Raw genomic sequence first — 22,875 nt, forward strand, 5'->3', positions numbered from 1 at the left:
GAATTATAATGAATAAAAGCGATTTACTCAATCAATCTAATTATCCTCCTCTTGAGGAGGCAGAGTCAATTGACGAATTCCTGTCTTTTATCGAAAGTGAAATAGTGTGGGATTGCGTCGCTGTAATCAGTGATGAAGGAAGTTCGAATATAATTATTACTACAGTTGATAATGGGGTTGTTAACTCTTGCTTCAGATTAAACTTATCACCTGCGGGATTTGTGGGGTGTATTAAAAGAGTTGCATCTAATAAAAAATTAATTCTGTCATATCTTCAGGGTGCAAATTTATCCATAAATGATTTATTAACTCTTGGGTCTATCCAAGATATATATGCTCGTACTATGGAGCAGTCATGTGAAATAGGGTTTCCTGAATTGACTAAGTTTATTGAATCAGCTGAGACAGGTTGTAGGGATAAAGGTCGAGGGAATGATTTTACACTTGAAACCAAACGAAAGGTAAATATGGCTAGTCACAGTCGCTGCATGTTTACTGGATGTGGCGAACATTTATATATTGATGAGCTGACAGGGCAGGATGGAAATTACTCATACCTGGCTCACAATGTTGCTTCTTCTGAAAATGGCGAACGGGGCATACCTGTACTATCTAATTTGCTTTCAAACGAACCAAGTAATGTCCTCTTGTTATGCGACAAACATCACCGGTTGATAGATCGTGTTGCTGCTTGTGATTACACTGCAGAAATACTTTCGGGTATGAGAAGTAAATTCATTCGCGATGCTGATGAATTACTTGATGGTCTTAAATATCAGTCAATACCTGTTTACTCGATTTTATGGCCTATAAATACGAATGTTGCATCACCTCCCAATAAAAAAGAAATATCGGCATCTCTTGCTACACTTAATTATAAAATGAGTGGTGTAATTAATTGTATATATGATAGTAACGATTTCACTCGAGAAATGCCAGATCTTCATAAGCACATCATGCCAGCTAATATTAAAAATGCTGCAGATAAAATCATTCAGCAAACCAGAGATTCAGGACACCGAGCTGCATTGTTTGCTTTTGGCCCATCACCTGCATTAGTTGCATTAGGAGCCCTTCTGGGAAACAAAAGCCAATATACTCCAATGTTAAGATACCGTGATGGTGCTTGCTGGAAGTGGCCTTCATTCACTGCTTCTGGAGTATTTTATGATTGCGAAGGATTTGAGGGGTTAGATCATAGTGAGGATGTTGTAATATGCATAGCTTTTACTGCACTCCCTAAAGTTATGCGTGAAACAGCTAATAAATTGAGTGAGGAGCTCAATGCAAAAGTAATCATTTACAAACCTAAGAATGATGAGTTTGATAACGGAGCAATACCTCACCCAACTGATGGAGTATTATTTTCATCAAGATTACATTACGACTTTCATACATTGAAATCGCACCATGGTGTTAAAAGGATGCATCTTTTAATTTGTGCATCTAATGCCGCATCTGTATTTGTAGGGCAAGCATTCGATTTACATCATCCTGAAATGATAGTTTACGATTTCAAAGAAGGAACTATGCAACCAATATTGTTGCTGACAAACGACTCATCACGCACAAATGTAAGTTACTACTAACTCAAAGTAAATGCCCCTATTAGGGGCATTTATTCTAAAACGAGTTATCAACATAACTTCGATTTTCAGTTTTATTTGAATGTGGTGGATTTTCCGATTTTTCAGCCTTGTAAACCATCGCCTGACCAATCTTGATCCAATCAGCCTTAATCAGTCTGGCTTTCAAGCTAACCCGCTGTTCGCCTGTATGATCACCTTTGTTGAGCGTGAAAATTTCTGACGTCAGGTTACTGAAGGTAAACCCAAGCAGCACTCTCTGGTCCTCGTCTAAGGCTATCTGGCAGCGGCTTATAAGGTCCGTTGCTTCCTTACCGGCGACAGTGGCGTCAAATCGCACACAGGTTGGGCTGTCAGTAGGTCCACTGAGCGCATTAATCACCATGCTGAGGAAGCTACCAGCGAGGGTCTTAATTCTGCGAATGTTGCTCAGATAACCCGGGCTCTTAATGTTGAGATTTTAGGATTTCGCTTTGGTAGAAGTGCTGTTGGTGTTTTTGCAGCGTTGTTGGTGGTAACAGTCATGATGTTTACTTCAGGAGTGGGTAACTAGTCACACAGAAACATTAATCCCTGCCGGATAAAAGCATTCCGTCATAAAACCTGGATAGCTTCGCCGCACTGACTGGTAAGTGCAAAGTACCCCACCAGCAAAGTGATCCCACAGCAGGTAGAAAGTCGCCCACTAAATCTTAGGTACTTTTATCAGTTTATAAGGCTCAGCACGACATAACCTGCTCAGGAGTTTAATGAGTGTTTGGCAAATATTTAACCCGATTTCATACATCAGATATAGATTTAATCTACTGCAATATAAGGAATAATATAGACAGCGGCGTCACTCACAACCCCTCCCTCGCTGCCAGAAATCCCTATTAACATTCGAGACCTGAAGCCAGTATTTTGTCTATATTGTAGATATTGGATATGTGTGGTAATCAGGATTCAGCCATGGTCAGTGCGGGTAAATCGACTGAATTTGAAGTGATTGCGGTGTCTTCTGGCAATGTTTCTTACTCAACGAGCAGCAACGGACATGCCGACATCACCATCTCGGTTCCGGATTTCAGTGGCGCGCAGGAAGAGCTCTATTATGTCCTGAAGCGTCCAGCCTACATCGACGAGGTCGCATTTCAGGTAGCGCTGGAGGCTGCCTTTCGTGCGGTAGTGGGGCTGGAAAAGCTCACCGGTAAAAAACGGGACGAAATCCTTCCTGCTGCAAAGATAAAAAGCGCAGGCAAAAGCAAGCCTGCAAGCAGTTCTAACACGGCACGACTTGAGACGTTGAAGCAAACCATTCTCGATGATGCTGAATGGTTGCCTGCTCAGGAAGTCTCACGTCGCAGCGGCTCTGCCGTGGATATCAAAAATCCCAGCGGTCTACCGAGCCGCTGGAAGCGGGCCGATAAAATTTTTGCCATTACTTCTGAAGGCAAAGATCTTTATCCTGCTTACGCGCTGGACGTAGGCGGGCAACCGCTGCCGCAGATGAAGAAAATTATTCAGCTGTTTGGTGAAACAAAAACCCCCTGGTCACTGGCGCTCTGGTTTGGCTCACCGAATAGCTGGCTGGGAAATCAAAAACCGAAAGATCTTCTCGCCTCTGCGCCTGAACGGGTGCTGGAAGCGGCCGCGCGGGCAAAAGAGGGACCGGTACATGGATGAGAAAATAAAAACTCCAGTGGTAAATGATGATCTTACGGCCAGAATGGCGATCTGGCCGTAAGACAAAAGGATTTGCCGGGCACTCACCTCACAACGCCAGCTGCACCGCCGCGTCCCCGTCTTCGACCTGCGCCGGCACCGCGCAGCAGATCAGCACCTCATCCTGCGCCAGCGTGATGCCTGGCCGGGTGGTGTAAGTCACCGCACCTTTCACCAGTTTTGTCTTACAGCTGCCGCAATGTCCGGCGCGACAGCTGTAGGCCGGGCTCAGGCCGCGTGCTTCGGCCAGCTCCAGCAGCGTGCCGGACTGCGGTGTCCAGCGCGCTTCTTTCAGCGACTCTGTAAACACCACCGGCACCGCTTCGGTCGCCACCGGCGGCAGCGCGGCGGGCTCTGGCGCATCCTCCTGCTGACGCTGCAGCGACGACGGACCAAACGCTTCGGCGTGAATACGCGCATCGGCAATATTCAGGCCGCGCAGTCCGTCATACATCGCCTGAGTAAATGACGGCGGACCGCACAGATAGAAATCGTAATCGTTGAACGGCAGCACCTGCGACAGCAGCGCCATATCGATGCGTCCGGCAACGTCGTAATCCACGCCGGCTTCGGCTTCGGCTTCGCCCGGCTGGCTGAGCACCCGCACCAGTTTCAACGCACCTTCACTGGCTGCCAGCAGCGCATCGATCTCACGCGCAAACGGGCGTTCGGCCAGGTTACGCGCCGACTGCAGCAAATACACCGGGCGCATCCGGCGTTTGCGTCGGCCTTCATAAATCAGGTGACGCAGCATCGCCAGCAGCGGCGTGATGCCGACGCCCGCCGCCAGCAGCACCGCTGGCCGCGTTTCGTGTGCATCAATAATGAAGTCGCCGGCCGGTGCGCGCACCTCCAGCCGATCGCCGACGCGCAGGGCATCGTGCAGATACTGTGATACGGCACCTTCACGCTTCACGCTGATGCGGTAATAACCATCCGACGGCGCAACTGACAGCGTATATTGCCGAATCAGTGGCTTAGCGCTGCCCGGCAGCGTCAGGCGGATTGGCAGATGCTGGCCCGCCAGATGCGGCAGCACGCCAGCGCCATCATCCGGCATAAGATGAAACGAGCGAATCTGCGCGCTCTCATCGACAATTTGCGTGATGCGAAATGGTCGCCACTGCGCCGCCAGCTGCTGCGCCTGCAGGCGTTCGCTGGCGGACGGCCAGTCGCCGGTCATCAGCGAGGCGGGCGATATGCCGTCTGGCTGATCGGCCCAGCGCAGGGCGAGGGCAGCGCGCCGGCGCACGATGCGGCGCGCGCTAAAGCGCCACAGCCGCTCGGCCCCCTGAAAGGCCGCGATTTCGGCGGAATCGGTTATCACCGTGGCATCGCCGCTCATTTGCAATACATCGCCGCTGGCGTAGTCAATAAACAGCAGCCCGGCCTTGCCGTTGAGTACGATATTGCCGAGGGTGGAGAAGAACAGGTTGCCGTTGAAGTCAGGAATGGTCAGCACATCATCGGCAGCGATGCGCACAAAACCGGCTTTGCCGCCGCGATGCGAAACGTCCACCTGCCGGCGCGCCTGGTCGGCATAAGTGGTGACATAAAACGTGTCGGCCTGCCCGATGGCGGCGCGCGCGGCGTCATCCAGCGCGCTGAGCGTCTCAACTTCGCCCTGATAAGCCCTGCCGGGCGCATGGTCGAAGCGGAAATCGCGCAGCTGAATATAGCGCGGGCAGTTGCCGAAGCTCTGGTCAACCTGCACGCGCAGGCCGCCGCCAATCGCCGTCAGCACGCCGTTCATGCGGTTGCGCCGCCGCGTGTGCAGCTCGATGCCGAGCAGGCCCACCGGCGCGCCATCGGTCATCCCGGCGGCCGCCGGATCGCTGGTGTCAGGACGCGCCGCGATATCCAGTGTGGTGGCGTTGGGCGAGAAGATAAAACCGGGCTGGCCTTCCAGCAGCGTGGCCCAGGCATCACCCTGTGCATCAACGCTGCCGGCAACGATAAACGGCAGCTGCGCGTAAAAGTCACGATGCTGATCGGGCATGTAATCGCGAATCACGCGCTGCCCGACATCGGCCATACTTTCCGCTACGCCCGCCTGCTGCTGCAGCGCAATTTCACCGTCATGCCATACCGGCAGCGTAATCAGTTTCTCGCCCATGATGCTGGCTCCTGTCAGGCGCGCAGGCCGGCGGCGGTCTGCGGAAAAGGCACAAAGCCGGGCAGCGCTTCAATCCGGCGCAGCAGCTGATTCACCGCAGGGTAACCGGACATCTCGACGTTGCCTTCCGGCGCACCGGCCAGGTAGCTATATAAAGCGATGTCAGCAATGGTGGGATGGTCGCCCACCAGCCACTCACGCTGGCTGAGATGACTTTCCAGCCGGGAAAGAATCAGATGCGCGCGCGCCAGCACCTCTTCCGCGTTGAATTTGGCGCCAAACACGGTAATCAGGCGCGCCGCCGCCGGACCGTAAGCCAGTTCACCGGCCGCCACCGACAGCCAGCGCTGCACCTGAGCGGCGCCCAGCGCATCTTCCGGCAGCCAGTCGCTGCGGTTAAATTTCTTCGCCAGGTACACCAGAATGGCATTGGAATCCGCGATATAAACGCCTTCGTCTTCCAGCACCGGCACCTGACCGAACGGGTTGATGGCGAGAAACGCCGGGGTTTTATGTTCGCCGCCAGGCAGGTCGACTTCGACCGTTTCATGCGCTATGCCGAGCAGTGACAGTGCCAGCAGTGCGCGGTGAGCGTGGCCGGAGAGTGCTAAATTGTACAGTTTCATCATGCGATTCCTCAGGTAGTGGCCGGGGTGATCCCGAGCCGTGGCCTAAGGTTCGCACAGCCGTATTGCTGGCAGAATAGCCAGATCTGCGAAGTCATTATTGCAAAAAGTGGAAGGATGCGGCCGGGTGCGCAGCAGGGCGCACCCGGCAGGGAATGGTTCAGGAAGGTACGACGGCACTACTGCTGGCGGCCTGCGCCTGCTGTTCATTCTGCTGCTCTTCGCGCAGCTTCAGGCGATCCCACACGCGGAAAAACGGATAGTAGACCACCAGCGAAATCGTCAGGTTGACCACCTGCAACACCGTGCCGGAGATATGGCCGCCGGTGGCGAGATAGCCGCTGACGAAGATCGGCGTGGTGAAGGGCAGGGCGATGCCAGCTGGCGGCGCCACCAGACCGCTGCTCATTGCCGCCCACGAGACAATCACCAGCAGCACCGGCGTCAGGATAAACGGCAGGAACAGGTACGGGTTCATCACCAGCGGAATACCGAACACCAGCGGCTCGCTGATGTTGAACAGCGCCGCCGGCGCGGCGATTTTCCCCAGCTGTTTCATCTGGCGGCTGCGTGCGCGGATCAGCATAAAGATCACCAGCCCAAGCAGCGCGCCGGTGCCGCCGGGCGCAATCCATAAATCGTAAAACTGCTGGGTAAAGATGTGCGGAATCGGCTGGTTATGCTGAAAGGCTTCGAGGTTTTCACTCATGTTCGACAGCCATACCGGCTGAATGAACACCAGCACGATGGCATCGCCGTGCAGGCCGAGCGTCCACAGAATGCCAATCAGCAACACCGAGAAAATCATCCCCGGCAGCGTGCCGCCGACGTGGTGCATCGGCAGACCAATCACCGTGGCGATCAGGTTGTTGATGTCGTGGAACGGTGAGGCTTCAACGGCCAGGCGCAGCAGCAGCACCACGGCCAGCACGCAGAAGCCGGGAACCAGCGCGAGGAACGATTTCGCCACCGCCGGCGGCACGCCTTCCGGCATCTTAATCACCAGGTTACGGCTGTGCACAAAGCGGTAGATTTCGGTGGACAGCAGCGCAATCACAATCGCCACGAACAGGCCCTGACTGCCGATCAGCGAAATCGGCAGCACACCGGTGACCAGCTGCGCGGGCGCGCCTTCAACCGGGGCGAACAGCGTCTGCTGCGGAATGGTCATCACAAACGCTACCAGCGCCATCGCGCCGCTGGTCAGCGGATCGAGCGTGCGGTATTTCTCCGCCAGCCGGTAGGCGATGCCGAAGCTGGAGATCAGCGCCATGATGTCGTAGGTGGCACGTACCGGATAGAGCAGTTTATTGCGCCAGCTGTCGCCGAACAGGTCGGCCATCAGATGGCCCCACGCCGGGATCGGCAGGTAGGCGAAGATCAGAAAAAAGCTGCCGATCAGCATGAACGGCATGTTGAGAATGATGCCGTCCCGCACGGACAGCACATGCTTCTGCCCGGCCACCTTGAGCGCGGCGGGCAGCACATAACGTTCGATGATATTACGGTTGGACATAGGGCCTCCTTGGGCACAATGGCGCAACAAATTAACAGGTCAATGCGTGTCACTTCGGCGCGGCAGCGGATACCTGCACCCGGCCGTCGCGGCGCAATTTATTGCGCGATGAAGCGCGCCGCGCCGGCCAGGGTGCGGTTTGCGACAGGGATATCACGCAAACTGCGGCAGCCACGGTTGATTCAACGTCAGCACTTCGTCCAGCAGCGCTTCGGCGCTGGCGACATCGCCGACCAGCGGGTTGCCGACCAGCGCCAGCAGCGCGGCACCGCGATCGCCGTGCACCGCCGCGTCGATGGTCAATCGCTCGAAGGATTTGATCTGCTGCGTCAGCCCGTGCATCAGCGGTGGCAGCGCGCCAAACACCAGCGGGTGCGCGCCCTGCGTATCGACCACACAGTTCACTTCCACCACCGCGTCGTCCGGCAGACCGTGAATCGCCCCACGGTTCTGGCAGTTCACCACCAGATTTTGCCCGCTATTGTTATGGATGGCGCTGATGAGCTCAACGGCCACTTCGGAGTAATATGCGCCGCCGCGAAAACTCAGCTGCTCCGGCTTGTGCGCCAGCTGCGGATCGGCATACAGCGCGAACAGCTCGGCTTCCACTTTCATCACCTGTTCGGCGCGCGTTCCGGCCTGGCCGTGCTGTGCTTTCTCCTGCTCTTCGGCCAGCATCTGCGGTGTTTGCCAGTAGTAGCGGTGATAAGGGCAGGGAATCGCCTGCAGCGCGCGCAGAAACGCCGGCGACCACGGCATCTCTTTGATGTTATTCATGGTCAGCGCCTGGCCTTCGCACAGCTGTTCGATCACCCCGGCGGTCACGTCCTCGCCGCGGCACAGCACCTGATGCACCCACACCAGATGATTCAGCCCGGCAAAGCGCAGCGCCACCTCGTCAAACGGCGCCTGTAACATGCCGGCGATCATATGGTGCATATTCACCGGCACGTTACACAGGCCGATGATCTTCGCGTTGCTGTAGCGCGCCACGGCTTCGGTAACGATGCCCGCCGGATTGGTGAAGTTGATGATGAAGGCGTCCGGTGCCAGTTGTTCCACTTTGCGCGCAATCTCCAGCATCACCGGAATGGTGCGCAGTGCTTTGGCGAAGCCGCCGACACCGGTGGTTTCCTGACCGAGACGGCCATACTTCAGGCCCAGCCGTTCATCGGCGGCGCGTGCCGCCAGCTGGCCGACGCGCAGCTGTGTCAGCACAAAGCGCGCGCCGCGAATCGCCTCATCCAGCGCGAAGTGCACGCTGACCTTAACCTGCTCCAGCCCGTTCTTTTGCAGCATGCGCCGCGTGAGGTCGGCGATGATCTGCACCTTTTCGCGTCCTGCCGCCACATCCACCAGCGCCAGTTCGGTTACCGGCAGCTGCGCATAACGGTTAATGATTCCCTCCACCAGCTCCGGCGAATAGCTGCTGCCGCCGCCAATGATTGCTATCTTAAGCATCGTTTTCTCCTGCCGTGGTACGGCGATAGAGTTCAATGATTTCGCCCGCTAAATCCTGAATCAGCATGGCGTTCATCAGGTGATCCTGGGCATGAACCAGAATCAGAGTAACCGGCAGCCGGCCGCTGCCTTCGTCCAGGCTAATCAGCGCCGTCTGCTGCTGATGCGCGCTGCTCACGTTTTCCCGCGCCGCCGCCAGCTGCTGCTGTGCCGCCTCAAACTGGCCGGCGCGCGCCAGCCGCAGGGCACTGAGAGCGGCGCTGCGCGCGGCACCGGCCTGCACCAGCAGCAGCATGATCTCCTCTTCCGGAACCACCATTACGTCATCTTCAGGCATGCAGAATCTCCCACAGCGCAACGCCGTGTGTTATCAGTCAGATTAGGGGAAACGAAGAATCAGGAAGCGTGCAGCGCCAGCGCTTTATCCAGCACCTGTTCGCCGCGCATCATGCCGTAATCCATCATGTCGATCACGGCGACCGCCTTGCCCTGCGGGGCCGCGATGGCGGTGAGGCGGGCAGCTTCAAACTGCACCTGTGGGCCGAGCAGCACCACATCCGCATCCGGCAGGATACGTTCGAAATCGGCCACCGGGACGGCCTGAATGTTGATCGCCAGCCCGCGCGCTTGTGCAGCGTGCTGCATTTTATTCACCAGCATGCTGGTAGACATGCCAGCGGCACAGCAAAGAACAATGCGCATAATTTATCCTCCTGTGAATTGACTCCGGCATTTAAGACCTGTCTCGGCCGCACTGTAAATACCCTGCGGCCAGATGATTTTGTGATGAAAATAATTTAAAATATTATTTATCAGTAGTTTAATCATCAAATTGCCATGAAAATAATTTTCATTGATGTGATCGGCACGATGATTTTCTGTTGCGAGTGCTTTAATTCCAGGAAAATTCAGTGCGCTCAGCTGAAAAAAATCTCACCATGAAAAATATTTTCATGCATCATGAGGGTTCGTTACTGAGGATGTGATGAGCTAATGGATATTGTCTGGCAACTGCAGCAGCAGTCGGCGCGTTTTGATGCGCAGGAATCAAAGCTGGCGCGATTTATTCTGGATAACCTGCACGCCAGCGCGCAGGCCACCATGGAGAGTCTGGCGGCGCAGGCGGGTGTCAGCCCGGCTGTACTCCAGCGCTTTGCTGCCTCGGCGGGCTACCGCGATCTGGATGATTTTCTGCACCAGGTGCGCCAGGCCGGCCAGCAGGAAAGTGCGTTTATGACGGTGATTCGTCAGCGGCAGGCTTCCCTCAGCCAGCAGGAGCAGCGGGTGGCGCGCGCCATCCTGCGTGACGCCGCGTTCGCGGCCTCGGCCACCATTGAACAACTGGCCAGCCGGGCGGAAGTCAGTGCGGCGACCATTACCCGCTTTGCCCGTTCGGTCGGCTGCGACGATATTCGCGATCTGCGTATGCGGCTGGCACGCGCCAGCGCCGAACCGGCTACTTCCAGCCACGGTGCGGTGCCGCAGCTGGTGAGTCTGCATCAGGCGCTGACCCAGCAGTGGCAGCAGCTGGATGACAGCCGCTGGCAGCAGGCGGCGCAGGCGCTGCGTCAGGCACGCAGCGTGTTGCTGATCGGTGCCGCCGGCCAGCACACGCCGCTGGTGGGGGAAGTGCAGCAGCGGCTGAGTGAGGCCGGGCTGGCGCTGGCGTGGATCCAGGACGACAACCTGCTGCGCCTGACGCTCAGCCGTTTGCAGCCGGACGATCTGCTGCTGATCCTCGCGCCGGATACCATCAACAGCAGCGTGCTCAGCGCGGTGCATCACGCTCACATCCAGCAGACCCCAGTGATGGCGCTGTGCCCGGCGGCGCTGGATCTCGCCAGCCAGGCCAACTACTGGCTGCCGCTGCCGGATGCAGCACCGGCGCGGCGCTATGGCATCCTGCTGGCGCTGGACCGGCTGGCGGCGGCGCTGTAACACCCCGCCTTTCGACTCAGGCGGTTGCCGCCACCTGAGATTTGACCTCAATAAACTGCACCAGCGCGCGCGTCACGTCAGCGGTGGTGGCGCTGCCGCCGACGTCCGGCGTCAGAATGCCCGCCGCGCATACATGCTCAATGCCCTGCATTATCAGCGCGGCCGCGTTGCGTTCGCCCAGATGTTCCAGCATCTGCACCGCCGTCCAGAAGGTGGCGATCGGGTTAGCGATGCCTTTGCCGGTGATATCAAACGCCGAGCCGTGAATCGGTTCGAACATCGACGGAAAACGCCGCTCCGGATCGATATTGGCAGTCGGCGCGACGCCGAGACTGCCGGCCAGCGCGCCGGCGAGGTCGGAGAGAATATCCGCATGCAGGTTAGTGGCGACAATGGTGTCCAGCGATTGCGGGTGCAGCGTCATGCGGTGCGTCATGGCATCCACCAGCATCTTGTCCCACTGCACATCCGGAAACTCCTGCGCCACTTCCGCCGCAATTTCATCCCACATCACCATGCCGTGCCGCTGAGCATTGGATTTGGTCACCACCGTCAGCAGTTTGCGCGGCCGCGACTGCGCCAGTTTAAAGGCGTAGCGCATGATGCGCGTCACGCCGACGCGGGTGAAAATCGCCACTTCAGTGCCCACCTCTTCTGGCAGGCCGCGGTGCGCACGGCCGCCGTTGCCGGAGTATTCCCCTTCCGAGTTCTCGCGCACGATGACCCAGTCAAGATCGCCCGGTCCACGGTTGCGCAGCGGCGAGGTCACGCCCGGCAGAATTTTGGTAGGCCGCACGTTGGCGTACTGATCGAAGCCCTGACAAATCGGCAGGCGCAGCCCCCACAGCGTGATGTGATCCGGCACGTCCGGCGCGCCCACCGCGCCAAAGTAGATGGCATCAAACTGCTTCAGCGTCTGCAGGCCATCTTCCGGCATCATCACGCCGTGCTGTTTGTAGTAGTCCGAGCCCCAGTCAAAGGTCTGCACGTCAAACGTCAGCTGTTCATCGTGCCGCGTCAGCGCCTGCAGTACCTCAACGCCAGCCGAAATCACTTCCGGGCCAATACCGTCTGCCGGAATCGCGGCAATTTTGTAGTTACGCATAGTCTTCTCCAGTCAATTAATGGGTATGAGGATGAGGCAGATCGGCGCTTTGCGGTTTTGGCGTGTGCGCGGCGAGAATCAGCACGATGAGCGCGGACAACGCCAGCAGCGCGGCGACGAAATAGAGTCCCCAGGTGTAGCTGCCGGTTTGCTGGCGGATCACGCCAATCATCATCGGGCCGACAAAACCGCCGAGATTGCCGATGGAATTAATGGTGGCGATGCCGGCGGCCGCGGCCGGCCCGCTGAGAAACAGCGTCGGCATGCTCCACAGCGGCGGTTTGGAGGCGCTGATGCCGACCGTGACCAGCGTCAGCGCAATAATCACCGCCAGCAGCGTGCTGACGTTACCGGCGTAAATCAGCCCGGCGGCAGCCAGTAAACAGGCGCCAATGACGTGCCAGCTGCGCTCGCCGCGACGATCGGAGTGACGCGCCCACAGGATCATGCCAATCACGCCGATCACCGCCGGGAAAGCATTGAGGAAGCCGATTTCCAGCGAGGAGGCGCCGAAGCTGCGAATAATTTGCGGTGACCAGATCCCCAGCGTGTACAGCCCGGCCGACGTGCCGAAGTACACCAGCGCCAGGGCCAGTACGCGCTTGTCCGCCAGCCCGCGCCAGGCGCTGCTGTGGCCGTGCTGCGTCGACCGTGCCTGCTCTTCAGCCTGCATGGTCTCCTGCAGCCAGCGCCGCTCTTCTGCGTTCAGCCATTTAGCCTGCGCCGGACGGTCGGTAAGGAAAAACAGCACCACGATGCCCAGCAGCAACGCCGGAATCGCTTCTAACACGAACATCCACTGCCAGCCGGCGTAGCCCAGCAGACCGTGCATCTCCAGCAGCGCGGCAGAGACCGGCGAGCCGAGCGCGGTAGAGAGCGGGGCGGCAGCCATGAAGATGGCGGTAACCTGCGCGCGCTTCGCCGCCGGGAACCAGTAGCTGAGGTAGAGAATGATGCCGGGGAAGAAACCGGCTTCCGCCACGCCGAGCAGAAAGCGCAGGAGGTAGAAGCTGGTGGTGCCCTGCACCAGCGCCATGCAGCCGGAGACTAATCCCCAGCTGATCATCACGCGGGCGATCCAGATGCGTGCGCCCACTTTGTGCAAAATTAAATTCGACGGGACTTCAAACAGAAAATAGCCGAGGAAAAAAATCCCAGCGCCAAAACCAAATACCGTGGGCGAGAAACCTAAATCCTGATTCATGGTTAACGCGGCAAAACCAATATTGACGCGATCGAGAAATGCGATGAAATAGAGCAGCATGATGAAGGGCACAATGCGCAACGTCACTTTACGCATCACCCTTTTTTCGAGGTGAGATTTCATATTAAAGTGCTCCAGATTGTGTAGGGTAGCATTATTTTCTGGTTGTCGAATGCAGTATGCAGGTTTGTATTGCGCGATCATCAGGCGTGGATTATATAAACTATTTGAATAATCGTGCGGTGAGGGAAATGTGGATATAAATCAAATGCGTTGTTTTGTCTCGGTGGGTAAAGAACTGCATTTCGGCCGGGCGGCACAAAGTATGGAAATGATGCCTGCATCACTTTCCCGCTTTATTCGCCTGCTGGAGGAGGATCTCGGCGTGCGCCTGTTAAACCGCTCAACGCGCAATGTTTCATTAACCGCCGAGGGAGCCCTGTTTTTTGACGAAGCGGGAAAACTGATCGATCAGTTTGATGCGCTGGCGCTGCGTTTTAAAGGCGGATTAAAAGATGAACGCCGGACATTACGCATTGGCGCTATCGATAGCGCCGCGCGCGGTTTAGTTCCGGCACTGCTGAATTTATTTGTGCCGCGTCATCCGCTGAGCGATATCCATATTATCGAAGATAAAACCCTTAACCTGATTCCCAAATTAAAATCCGGCTGGCTGGATATGATTATTATCCGTGCGCCGCAGCGTATGGATGCGTCACTGGCGCTGCGTTTTATTACCCGCGAAAGTTGCGTGCTGGCAGTGCCGCTGACGCATCCGCTGGCGGATAAAGCGCAGGTGACGGTGGCGGATTTTCAGCATGAAGCCATGATCATTCCGGACCGCCGCACCCGGCCGCACAGCCACGATCTCACCATCAGCCTGTTTAAGCAGGCCGGCCTGACGCCGCATATCGCGCAATATGCCGAAGAGAAGCAAACCATTCTCAGCCTGGTGTCCGCCGGCCTCGGTCTGGCGGTGGTGCCAGCCTCTTATCGCACCATGAACAGCGACAGCGTGCGCTATATCGCGCTGACGTTACCTGAGCAGATCAAAGGCTTGCCGCTGAGTATTGCGTGGCAGAAGGGCAACGAAGATCCGCTGTTGCGTGAAATGCTGCGTCTGCTGCATGACCACCGGCAGGAATTGATCGACAGGCTGTGAGGCTGCGCCAGAACGCGCGCTGACGTTCTGTTTATTACTTTCATTCTGCAAGTTACTTGCAAAATGAAAGTTACCCTGCCACAGTATCCCGCATCGACTTCACATCGGGAACTGGCCCATGAAAAACCAACCTCTGTGTAATATGCCGTGCCCTATCGCACGCAGCCTTGGACGCGTCGGCGATGGCTGGAGCATGCTGATCATGCGCGATGCGCTGGCCGGCTTTACCCGCTTTGATGAATTTCAGAAAAGCAGCGGCGTGGCGCCCAATATTCTGTCGCGCCGGCTGAAAGAGCTGGTGGAGGATGGATTGCTGGAAAAGGTGTGTTACAGCGACGCTCCGGCACGCTACGAGTACCAGCTCACTGCGGCGGGCCGCGATTTTCGCACGGTAATACTGGCGCTGGCCGAGTGGGGCAGCACCCACTTTTCACCGGAAGGGCGGCAGATGCAGCTGGTTGAAAGCGCCACTCAGCGCCCGGTGACGCCGCAAATGGTCGACAGCGCCACCGGCCAGCCGCTCTCCAGTGACAAATACCAGATGGTGCCTGGCCCGGCGGCCAGCCCGATGATGCACTACCGCCAGCAGTATCTGGCGAGAAAGCGCGCAGGCGATACGGCGCAAAAATTCGCCCCGCAGACGGTGGCCGGGAACGAACCATGAGCCTGACGCGGAAAAAAACGGCACTGCTGCTGATGCTGGCCTGCGGCGGCGTGGCGCTGGCCGGCTATGGCTATTACTGGTGGCACAGCGCGCGCTTTATGCCTTCGACCGATGATGCTTACGTCGGCGCGGATATCAGTGCGATTTCGGCCAAAGTGTCCGGCTATGTCCAGACGCTTGCGGTGCAGGATAATGCGGCGGTTAAAAAGGGCGACCTGCTGGTGCAGCTGGATAACCGCGACTATCGGGCGGCGGTTGACCGTGCGGCGGGCGAAGTCGCCGCACAGCAGGCGGCGCTGCAGGATATCGCCGCCACGCGCCAGCTCCAGCTGGCCACCATCGACGGCGCGCGTGCTGCGCTGCTGGCGGCGCAGGCGGTAACGCAGAAAACCACTGCCGACCAGCGCCGCTATGACGCGCTGGTGAGCAGCGCTGCGGTGTCGCAGCAGATTCGCGATCATGCGCAGGCCGATTACCATCAGGCGCTGGCGCAGGAAGGCAAAACCCGTGCCGATCGCGCGGTCGCCGAACGTCAGTTGCAGGTGCTGGATGCGCGCGAGCAGCAGACGCACGCCGCGCTGGCACAGGCGCAGGCCGACCTGGCACTGGCACAGCTCAATCTGGAATACACCGCTATCCGCGCGCCGTTTGATGGCGTGATCGGCAATCGCCGCGCCTGGGCCGGTTCGTATGTCAGCAGCGGCACGCAGCTGCTGTCGCTGGTGCCGGCGCAGGGGCTATGGATTGACGCCAACTTTAAAGAGAGCCAGCTGGCGCACATGCAGCCAGGCCAGACGGCAACAATTGTCGCGGACGTGCTGCCAGGCCGCACCTTCAGCGGGCATGTCGCCAGCCTGTCGCCTGCGACCGGTTCGCGCTTCAGCATTCTGCCGGCGGAAAACGCCACCGGTAACTTCACCAAAATTGTCCAGCGCGTACCGGTGCGCATTGCGCTGGACGGCGATGCGGCCACGCTCGGGCTGTTGCGTCCGGGACTGTCGGTGACCGTGACCGTCGATGAGCGCAGCGCGCAATGAGCCGCGTGGTCGCCGCGCCAATCGCGCCCGCGCAGATGCCGGTCAGCCGGAAAGTCTTCGCCTTTGCCACCCTGTGCATAGGCATGTTTATCGCGCTGCTGGATATCCAGATTGTCTCAGCTTCGCTGCGCGACATTGGCGGTGGCCTGTCGGCGGGGGATGATGAAACCGTGTGGGTGCAGACCAGCTACCTGATCGCCGAGATCATTATTATCCCGCTCTCCGACTGGCTGGCCAGCGTGCTGTCTACGCGCTGGCTGTTCGCCGCTTCGGCCTGCGGCTTTACGCTGATGAGCCTGCTGTGCGGCTGGGCGTGGAACATTCAGAGCATGATCGCGTTCCGTGCGCTGCAGGGGCTGGCGGGGGGCTCGATGATCCCGCTGGTGTTCACTACCGCCTTCGCCTTTTTCCAGGGCCGGCAGCGGGTGATTGCTGCCGCGACCGTCGGCGCGCTGGCGTCGCTGGCGCCGACGCTTGGCCCGACCGTTGGCGGCTGGATCACCGATAACTTCAGCTGGCACTGGCTGTTTTTTATCAACATCATTCCCGGTATTTACATCACCATTGCGGTTCCGCTGCTGGTGAACATTGACGCGCCCAACCGCGAACTGCTGCGCGGCGCGGATTATCTCAGCATCGTGCTGCTGGCGCTGGCGCTCGGCTGTCTGGAATATACGCTGGAAGAGGGGCCGCGCTGGGGCTGGTTTGATGATGACACCATTGCCACCACCGGCTGGATTGCGCTGGCGGCGGGCGTGTTGTTTGTGATCCGCACGCTGCGGCATGCCAAACCGATCGTCGATTTACGCGCGCTCAGGGACCGCGACTTTAGCCTCGGCTGCTACTTCTCGTTTATGGCGGGCGTGGGGATCTTCGCCACCATTTACCTTACGCCACTGTTTCTCAGCCAGGTGCGCGGCTTCAGCGCACTGGAGACTGGACTGGCGATCTTCTCCACCGGGGTGTTTCAGATTCTGTCGATCCCGCTGTATGCCTGGCTGGCGAACCGCGTCGATCTGCGTATTTTGCTGGCGGCGGGGCTGATCTGTTTTGCGCTGTCGATGCATTTCTTCGTGCCGATTACCCATGACTGGGGGGCTAAGGAGTTGCTGTTTCCGCAGGCATTTCGCGGTATGGCGCAGCAGTTTGCCGTGGCACCGACGGTAACGCTGACGCTGGGCAGTTTGCCACCGGCCCGCCTGAAGCTCGCGTCTGGCCTGTTTAATCTGATGCGCAACCTTGGCGGTGCGATTGGTATTGCCCTGTGCGGTACGGTGCTCAACGACCGCACCAACCTGCACTTTAGCCGGCTGGCGGATCATCTCAACAGCGCCAGCCTGACGCTGGGTGATTTTCTGCAGGGGCGCGCTCAGGCGCTGATGACCAGCGGCCTGAGCCCGGATGCCGCGCATACGGCCGCGCTGCAGTCGCTGGCGGCGCTGACGCTGCGTGAAGCGCGCACCCAGGCCTTTTCCGACGCGTTCTGGCTGATCATGACAGGCTTTTTCGTCGCGGCGCTGCTGGTGCCGTTACTGAAAAAGCCGCAAGGGTGAGCGCCAGATCGTAGCCCATTAACGCTTACTCAGCGCTTCCCACAGGCCCAGCAGATAGGTGGTGCCCAGCGCGCGGTCGTACAAACCGTAGCCTGGGCGCCCGGTTTCACCCCAGATAAAGCGGCCGTGATCCGAACGGATATAGCCGTCAAAGCCGTTGTCATACATCGACTGCAGCACTTTATACATATCCAGCGAGCCATATTCCGTCGGATGCGCGCACTCGTAGAAATCTTTATCGCGGATGATCTTGATGTTGCGCACGTGGGCAAACGGGATGCGCCTGCGGCGTGAGAACTCGGCCAGAATGGCATAGACATCGTTCTGCGGATCCTCGGCAATCGATCCGGTGCACAGCGTAATGCCGTTGGCTTCAGAATCGACGACGTTACAGATCCAGTCGAGATCGTCGCGGTTCTTCACCACGCGCGGCAGACCGAAGATCGAATACGGCGGATCGTCCGGGTGGATCGCCATCTTCACGCCCACCTCTTCACACACCGGGATCACCGCTTTGAGGAAATAGGCGAGGTTTTCACGCAGCTTCGCGTCGTCAACGTCCTGATATTTGGCAAACAGCTCCTGAACTTTTGCCAGCCGTTCCGGCTCCCAGCCCGGCAGCGCGAAGCCGTTGGCGCTGCCCAGTACTTCTTTCACCACTTCCTCGAGGCTTTTATCAATGCCCTGTTTCTCGAAGGCCATGGTGATGGAGCCATCCGGCAACACATAATTCATATCCGTCTTCATCCAGTCGAACACCGGCATGAAGTTGTAGCAGATCACTTTTACCCCGGCGGCCGCCAGGTTGCGGATACTTTGCTGATAATTAGCGATATAGCGATCGCGGCTCGGCAGGCCGATCTTGATGTCGTCGTGAATATTAACACTCTCAATCACTTCGACCGTCAGTCCGGCTGCGTGCACCTGATCGACCAGCGCCTGGATCTTCTCCTGCGGCCAGGTTTCGCCCACCGGCACATCGTAAAGTGCGCCCACCACGCCGCGTACGCCCGGCACCTGGCGAATATATTCCAGCGAAACCTTGTCTTCCTTCGGCCCAAACCACCGCATTGTCAGCTGCATTATGTCATCCACCGTCATCGTGTCTGTATGATAACGGCTAAACTACCATACTAGAATTCATGAGGGCAGCATTGTGCGGCGATTAAGCCTTGATCCGCGTCACAGAACCGGTTTTATCCGCAGCGCAGTCGCTTACTGGGTGGTCACCAGCTCGGTGAAATATTGCTTGTACTTAAACAGTTCGAGATCCGAGCGCAGCCCCAGTTTGCGCAGCGCGGTCTGCTTCTGACCGCTGATGGTTTTGCGGCTGCGCGCGTATTTACCGGCGATCTGCGTAATGCTCAACCCGTCGAGATAACAGCGAATCACCTCGATTTCGCGCGGGCTCAGCTCGCGCAGCAGCAGCGAGATGTCATCGCCCGCCTGGCGCGGTGTCAGGTAGTCGTGCATCTCGCGATCGCTCTCCTGGAATTTATCCAGCTCCAGCATCATGTCCGGCGTCAGGAAGCGCTTGCCGCGACAGATTTGATGGATGGCATCGATCAGCACCTCCTGATCGTGGCTTTTGCCGACAAATCCCTGCACGCCGGCTTTCAGCAATAGCTGGACAATTGCCGGTTTTTCCACCGCGGACGACACCAGAATCTTCAGCTGCGGGTAGTGCAGGCGCAGCTGTTTCACCATTTGCAGCCCGTCGAGCTGGTCTTCACCCAGCATGTAATCCAGCACCAGGATATCGAGCGGGTGGCGCTGCAGGAAATTCATCAGCTGCTGGCGCTGGGCAAAGGCCCCGGCCAGATCGAGCTGCGGCTCCTGCGCTAAACGGTACTGCATGGCTTTACCAATCAGCGGATGATCGTCCAGCACGGCAATCTGCCAGATTGCGCTCTCTTTCATTACATCACCTCTTCAGGAATAGGTGTTTCCAGGGCACGCAGGAACAGTGCGTCCAGCTCGGCCACCGCCCCGGCGACCTCCGGCAGCAGCTGCTGTAATAGCGCACCATCTTCATGCTCCGCCGCCTGTTCGGCGGCGCGGCAGCGATGTTGCAGCGCGTCGGCGCGCAGCATTCGGGCACTGCCGAGTAGCTGATGCGCGGCGTGACGCGCCGAAGCAAAATTGTTCGCAGCCACCGCCTGCGTCAGCTGGGCGAGATCGTAACTGTTCTGCTGGCGCGCGGTGGTCACCAGGTCGCGCCACGCCTGCGGGTTGTTTGCCGCCAGATTTTCCAGCGTCAGCAGGGTATCGTCGCGCGTCGGGTTCATCGGTGCGCCGGTGATCACCTGCAGCAGCTGCGCGCGCTCCAGCGGTTTAAACAGACAACCGTTCATGCCGGCGTCCTGCGCCAGCTGAGCCACGCGCTCCTCCGCCATCGCCGTCAGGCCGTAAACCGGCACCGCGCGTCGCACCAGGCGCTTCTCTTCGGCGCGCAGCTGGCGGGTGAATTCGAAGCCGTCCATCTCCGGCATGTTGCAGTCGGTAATTACGCGGTCCGGCTGATTTTCGCGCCACAGCGCCAGTGCCGCTGCACCGCTGTCGGCAACCAGCACATGGTGCCCGGCGTAGCGCAGCTGCTGGGCCAGCAGCAGACGGTTGGTGGCGTTGTCATCGACAATCAGAATGCGCAGTGCAGCCTGTTTTGCTGGCTCCACCGGCTGTGGCAGGGCGGGCTGCTCATGTTCAATGCTCGCCGCTTCCGCGCGGAAGCGCAGCATAAACACGCTGCCGTCACCCGGTTCACTCTCGACGTGCAGCTCGGTGCCGAGCATCACCGCCAGCCGGCGGCAGATATTCAGGCCTAACCCGGTGCCGCTGGCGCGGTTGCTGCCCTGACCGACCTGGATAAACGGCTCGAAGATCGCCTGCTGCTGCTCTGCCGTCAGGCCAACCCCGCTGTCGCTCACCTCCAGCACATACTCCGGCCGCGTGCTTTCTGCCTGATACAGCGCCACTTCCACTGCGCCCTGCGAGGTAAACTTGATGGCGTTGCTCACCAGATTGGAGAGGATTTGCTTCAGTGCTACCGGGTCAAACAGCACCTGATCCTGCGTCAGCTCCAGCACAATATTCAGCTCAAGGCCTTTATTCAGCGCCACCTGGCGGAACAGCGCTTCGCAGTCATGCACCACTTCGCTGAGCGACATTGGCTGCAGCTGAATACTGAAATGACCGGACTCGATTTTTGCCAGGTCGAGAATATCGCCCACCAGCGACAGCAGCGATCGCGACGACTCCCAGGCGACATCAATATTTTTCTGCCGCTGCTGTGCGTCGCTTTGGCCGAGATGCTCGATTTCCAGCAGGCCAATCAGCGCCGCCAGCGGCGTGCGGATTTCATGACTCATGTGCGACAGGAAGGTGCTTTTCGCTTCGCTGGCGCGCACCGCGACTTCGTTGGCTTTGCGCAGGTCGGCCATCAGCGCTTCGATATGCGCCAGCTGCTCGCTGATTTCACGCTCGTGCTCGCGCTGTTTGGCCAGCGAGGCTTTCAGCAGATGGTTACGCCACAGGAAAAACAGCAGGCCCAGCCCGGCCACGGCGACGATGCGCAATATATAGCTGCGATAGCTTTGCCATGAGGTGCTGGTGGCGGGCGGCGTGTATTTGATCCAGCGCTCCATCAGCGACTGCATGGTCGGCTGCGGAATATCGGACAGCGCTTTGTTAAGGATCGACAGCAGCACCTGATCCTGGCCATTGACCGCCATCGCCATGCGGAACATCGGCAGCGGCGCGACAAACGCGACCTTAAAGCTGTCATTAAAGTGATTGTTGAGCAGAAACAGCGACGACTCGTACGGCACGATAAAGCCATCCAGCTGCTTATCGAGTAGCTGACCGAGTGAATCAATCGATACGCCGTTTTCGACGAAGTTGATGCCCGGCCAGCGTTCACGTAAATCGTAACGATAGTAAGCGCGCTCATAGATACCGACGCGCTTGCCTGCCATCTCATCAAAGCTTTTCCACGGGCTGTCTTTGCGCGTCACTACGACCCACGACGAGTAGATGTAGGAGCGGGTGTAGCGGATTTTGTCGTCCTGCTGCGCGGTGGCGTCGCTGACGGCGATAATCGCATCGCGCTGGCGGTTGAGCGTATCGCGCATGTTGCTCAACCCCTGAATCGGATTGTAGCGAAAGCGAATGCCGGTGCGCTGGGAAATCATTTTCAGCAGGTCCACGCTCAGGCCGACCACGCGCTGGCGGTTATCAATAAAGGTAAACGGCGTATGCGAAGGATCGTAGTTAACGGTGATCTCGCGGTGTTCTGCCAGCCACGCGGCCTCCTGATCGCTGAGATCCAGCGGATGGTTTTTAACCACCGACTGATAATCCAGGCTCCAGGCTTCCGCAATCTGTACCGCGTTGCGCAGCGGAATGTTTTTCAGGATTTCATCAATGGCTGCGATCAGCGGCAGATTGGCACTGTTGCTGGCAAAGCGCGCGTCGACATCGTTGGTGTACGGCGTGCTGTGCGCCTCAATCACGTTCTGCAGGCCGCGATGCGAAAGAAAGCGCTGAGTGGCGCTGTTGCTCCAGAACAGGGTGTTTTCGCTAAACGCGGTATCGGTGTAGGCCCACAGCGGCGGCGCGGCCGGGGCCAGCGTGGCGCGCGGATAGCGCTTGTGCAGCAGCGCTTTGAGTTCTGCATCACCGTAATAGAGCAGACGATAGCGGCTATTTTTCAGTTCACTATCGAAGGTCGCGTTACGTTTGCTGATTAATACGCTGCGCGCCAGTGAATACGGCAGGCTCAGCGCCAGCTGCGTATCCTGATTGGCGGCCAGCGTGTAGTAAGGAATCAGATCGACTTCACCGTCGTTGAGCGCATCCACCAGCTCCAGCCGGGTTTTATACACCTTGATTTTCACCGGCAGATTTAACGCCTTCGCCACGATGGCCAGATAATCGGCCGAAAGTCCTTCGTAGGTGTTGGCTTCAAACGACACGGAATAGGGCGGCAGCGGGTTGTTCCACACGCCGACGCGCAGTACAGAGTGCTGTTTCAGCCACTGCTGGCTCTGCGGCGACAGCGTGACTTCCGGTGCTACCAGACCATAGCGCGGCGAGAAATTTAACGTGGTTGCACCCCAGGCAGACAGACAAAAGCCCAGTAACAGAAGGAGGCTGAGGATGCGTTTACTCACGGATGGTTTCACTCGCTGGACCGGTTGCGCGC

Annotated in this window: 19 protein-coding genes; 7 read left to right on the forward strand and 12 right to left on the reverse strand. The window is 58.1% G+C overall.

Annotated elements, in window-relative coordinates:
• Positions 1-8 precede the first annotated feature (8 nt).
• Positions 9-1,589, forward strand: a complete 1,581-nt coding sequence (locus F3I21_RS14645) for an SAVED domain-containing protein (RefSeq protein WP_150059217.1) — start codon at positions 9-11, stop codon at positions 1,587-1,589.
• 34 nt (positions 1,590-1,623) lie between these two features.
• On the opposite strand, the gene F3I21_RS14650 is transcribed toward F3I21_RS14645, so the two are convergent.
• Positions 1,624-2,037 (reverse strand): DUF3577 domain-containing protein, encoded by a 414-nt coding sequence (locus tag F3I21_RS14650; protein ID WP_150059218.1) that lies wholly within the window; start codon positions 2,035-2,037, stop codon positions 1,624-1,626.
• A 500-nt stretch (positions 2,038-2,537) separates the two neighbouring features.
• On the opposite strand from F3I21_RS14650, the gene F3I21_RS14655 reads away from it, so the two are divergent.
• On the forward strand, positions 2,538-3,251 hold the full coding sequence (locus F3I21_RS14655; protein WP_150059219.1) for a hypothetical protein: 714 nt from the start codon (positions 2,538-2,540) through the stop codon (positions 3,249-3,251).
• Between the two features lie 88 nt (positions 3,252-3,339).
• Here F3I21_RS14655 and F3I21_RS14660 read toward each other — a convergent pair whose 3' ends face one another.
• From F3I21_RS14660 to F3I21_RS14685, 6 genes are all read right to left on the reverse strand, one after another.
• Positions 3,340-5,406: a pyridoxamine 5'-phosphate oxidase family protein gene (locus F3I21_RS14660; RefSeq protein WP_150059220.1), complete on the reverse strand. Its 2,067-nt coding sequence runs from the start codon at positions 5,404-5,406 to the stop codon at positions 3,340-3,342.
• A gap of 14 nt (positions 5,407-5,420) precedes the next feature.
• A complete protein-coding gene (locus tag F3I21_RS14665; RefSeq protein WP_058759678.1) occupies positions 5,421-6,032 on the reverse strand; it encodes a glutathione S-transferase family protein in 612 nt (203 codons plus the stop codon).
• Positions 6,033-6,192: 160 nt separating this feature from the next.
• Entirely contained in the window at positions 6,193-7,548 is a 1,356-nt protein-coding gene (gene celB / locus F3I21_RS14670) for a PTS cellobiose transporter subunit IIC (RefSeq protein ID WP_059012181.1), read from the reverse strand.
• A gap of 153 nt (positions 7,549-7,701) precedes the next feature.
• Positions 7,702-9,009: a 6-phospho-beta-glucosidase gene (locus tag F3I21_RS14675; protein WP_150059221.1), complete on the reverse strand. Its 1,308-nt coding sequence runs from the start codon at positions 9,007-9,009 to the stop codon at positions 7,702-7,704.
• Entirely contained in the window at positions 9,002-9,346 is a 345-nt protein-coding gene (locus tag F3I21_RS14680; protein WP_223815702.1) for a PTS lactose/cellobiose transporter subunit IIA, read from the reverse strand. The genes F3I21_RS14675 and F3I21_RS14680 overlap by 8 nt, the downstream gene beginning before the upstream one ends.
• Before the next feature lie 59 nt (positions 9,347-9,405).
• Entirely contained in the window at positions 9,406-9,714 is a 309-nt protein-coding gene (locus F3I21_RS14685) for a PTS sugar transporter subunit IIB (protein ID WP_058759671.1), read from the reverse strand.
• 288 nt (positions 9,715-10,002) lie between these two features.
• On the opposite strand from F3I21_RS14685, the gene F3I21_RS14690 reads away from it, so the two are divergent.
• A complete protein-coding gene (locus F3I21_RS14690) occupies positions 10,003-10,947 on the forward strand; it encodes a MurR/RpiR family transcriptional regulator (protein WP_141496227.1) in 945 nt (314 codons plus the stop codon).
• A 16-nt stretch (positions 10,948-10,963) separates the two neighbouring features.
• On the opposite strand, the gene F3I21_RS14695 is transcribed toward F3I21_RS14690, so the two are convergent.
• Together F3I21_RS14695 and F3I21_RS14700 are read right to left on the reverse strand one after the other, a co-directional pair.
• Positions 10,964-12,052, reverse strand: coding sequence for a tartrate dehydrogenase (locus tag F3I21_RS14695; RefSeq protein ID WP_150059222.1), 1,089 nt, complete (start codon positions 12,050-12,052; stop codon positions 10,964-10,966).
• Between the two features lie 16 nt (positions 12,053-12,068).
• A complete protein-coding gene (locus F3I21_RS14700; protein WP_150059223.1) occupies positions 12,069-13,379 on the reverse strand; it encodes an MFS transporter in 1,311 nt (436 codons plus the stop codon).
• Between the two features lie 130 nt (positions 13,380-13,509).
• On the opposite strand from F3I21_RS14700, the gene F3I21_RS14705 reads away from it, so the two are divergent.
• The 4 genes from F3I21_RS14705 (at position 13,510) to F3I21_RS14720 (ending at position 17,672) form a co-directional block, all read left to right on the forward strand.
• Complete coding sequence (locus F3I21_RS14705; protein WP_150059224.1) at positions 13,510-14,418, forward strand: LysR family transcriptional regulator; 909 nt, start codon at positions 13,510-13,512, stop codon at positions 14,416-14,418.
• Between the two features lie 118 nt (positions 14,419-14,536).
• Positions 14,537-15,082 carry a helix-turn-helix domain-containing protein gene (locus tag F3I21_RS14710; protein WP_058780409.1) on the forward strand — a complete coding sequence of 182 codons (546 nt, stop codon included), beginning with the start codon at positions 14,537-14,539 and terminating at the stop codon, positions 15,080-15,082.
• Entirely contained in the window at positions 15,079-16,119 is a 1,041-nt protein-coding gene (locus F3I21_RS14715) for an HlyD family secretion protein (protein WP_150059225.1), read from the forward strand. The genes F3I21_RS14710 and F3I21_RS14715 overlap by 4 nt, the downstream gene beginning before the upstream one ends.
• Positions 16,116-17,672 (forward strand): DHA2 family efflux MFS transporter permease subunit, encoded by a 1,557-nt coding sequence (locus F3I21_RS14720; RefSeq protein WP_223815703.1) that lies wholly within the window; start codon positions 16,116-16,118, stop codon positions 17,670-17,672. The genes F3I21_RS14715 and F3I21_RS14720 overlap by 4 nt, the downstream gene beginning before the upstream one ends.
• 18 nt (positions 17,673-17,690) lie before the next feature.
• Here the strand turns inward: F3I21_RS14720 and uxuA are convergent, their stop codons facing one another.
• From uxuA to F3I21_RS14735, 3 genes are all read right to left on the reverse strand, one after another.
• Positions 17,691-18,755, reverse strand: a complete 1,065-nt coding sequence (gene uxuA, locus F3I21_RS14725) for a mannonate dehydratase (protein ID WP_150059226.1) — start codon at positions 18,753-18,755, stop codon at positions 17,691-17,693.
• Positions 18,756-18,887: 132 nt separating this feature from the next.
• Positions 18,888-19,592, reverse strand: a complete 705-nt coding sequence (locus F3I21_RS14730; RefSeq protein ID WP_058759664.1) for a response regulator transcription factor — start codon at positions 19,590-19,592, stop codon at positions 18,888-18,890.
• Positions 19,592-22,843, reverse strand: a complete 3,252-nt coding sequence (locus F3I21_RS14735; RefSeq protein ID WP_058759663.1) for a transporter substrate-binding domain-containing protein — start codon at positions 22,841-22,843, stop codon at positions 19,592-19,594. Before F3I21_RS14735 ends, F3I21_RS14730 begins: the two co-directional genes overlap by 1 nt.
• Positions 22,844-22,875 lie beyond the last annotated feature (32 nt).

The organism is Pantoea sp. B_9 (genome assembly GCF_008632015.1).
GTDB classification, from domain to species: domain Bacteria; phylum Pseudomonadota; class Gammaproteobacteria; order Enterobacterales; family Enterobacteriaceae; genus Pantoea; species Pantoea dispersa.

Excerpts from the sequence above, each read along its gene's own strand:
- F3I21_RS14645 (WP_150059217.1), top strand. The coding sequence starts at position 9 with ATGAATAAAAGCGATTTACTCAATCAATCTAATTATCCTCCTCTTGAG.
- F3I21_RS14655 (WP_150059219.1), top strand. The coding sequence starts at position 2,538 with ATGGTCAGTGCGGGTAAATCGACTGAATTTGAAGTGATTGCGGTGTCT.
- F3I21_RS14660 (WP_150059220.1), bottom strand. The coding sequence starts at position 5,406 with ATGGGCGAGAAACTGATTACGCTGCCGGTATGGCATGACGGTGAAATT.
- F3I21_RS14665 (WP_058759678.1), bottom strand. The coding sequence starts at position 6,032 with ATGAAACTGTACAATTTAGCACTCTCCGGCCACGCTCACCGCGCACTG.
- celB (WP_059012181.1), bottom strand. The coding sequence starts at position 7,548 with ATGTCCAACCGTAATATCATCGAACGTTATGTGCTGCCCGCCGCGCTC.
- F3I21_RS14675 (WP_150059221.1), bottom strand. The coding sequence starts at position 9,009 with ATGCTTAAGATAGCAATCATTGGCGGCGGCAGCAGCTATTCGCCGGAG.
- F3I21_RS14680 (WP_223815702.1), bottom strand. The coding sequence starts at position 9,346 with ATGCCTGAAGATGACGTAATGGTGGTTCCGGAAGAGGAGATCATGCTG.
- F3I21_RS14690 (WP_141496227.1), top strand. The coding sequence starts at position 10,003 with ATGGATATTGTCTGGCAACTGCAGCAGCAGTCGGCGCGTTTTGATGCG.
- F3I21_RS14695 (WP_150059222.1), bottom strand. The coding sequence starts at position 12,052 with ATGCGTAACTACAAAATTGCCGCGATTCCGGCAGACGGTATTGGCCCG.
- F3I21_RS14700 (WP_150059223.1), bottom strand. The coding sequence starts at position 13,379 with ATGAAATCTCACCTCGAAAAAAGGGTGATGCGTAAAGTGACGTTGCGC.
- F3I21_RS14710 (WP_058780409.1), top strand. The coding sequence starts at position 14,537 with ATGAAAAACCAACCTCTGTGTAATATGCCGTGCCCTATCGCACGCAGC.
- F3I21_RS14715 (WP_150059225.1), top strand. The coding sequence starts at position 15,079 with ATGAGCCTGACGCGGAAAAAAACGGCACTGCTGCTGATGCTGGCCTGC.
- F3I21_RS14720 (WP_223815703.1), top strand. The coding sequence starts at position 16,116 with ATGAGCCGCGTGGTCGCCGCGCCAATCGCGCCCGCGCAGATGCCGGTC.
- uxuA (WP_150059226.1), bottom strand. The coding sequence starts at position 18,755 with ATGCAGCTGACAATGCGGTGGTTTGGGCCGAAGGAAGACAAGGTTTCG.
- F3I21_RS14730 (WP_058759664.1), bottom strand. The coding sequence starts at position 19,592 with ATGAAAGAGAGCGCAATCTGGCAGATTGCCGTGCTGGACGATCATCCG.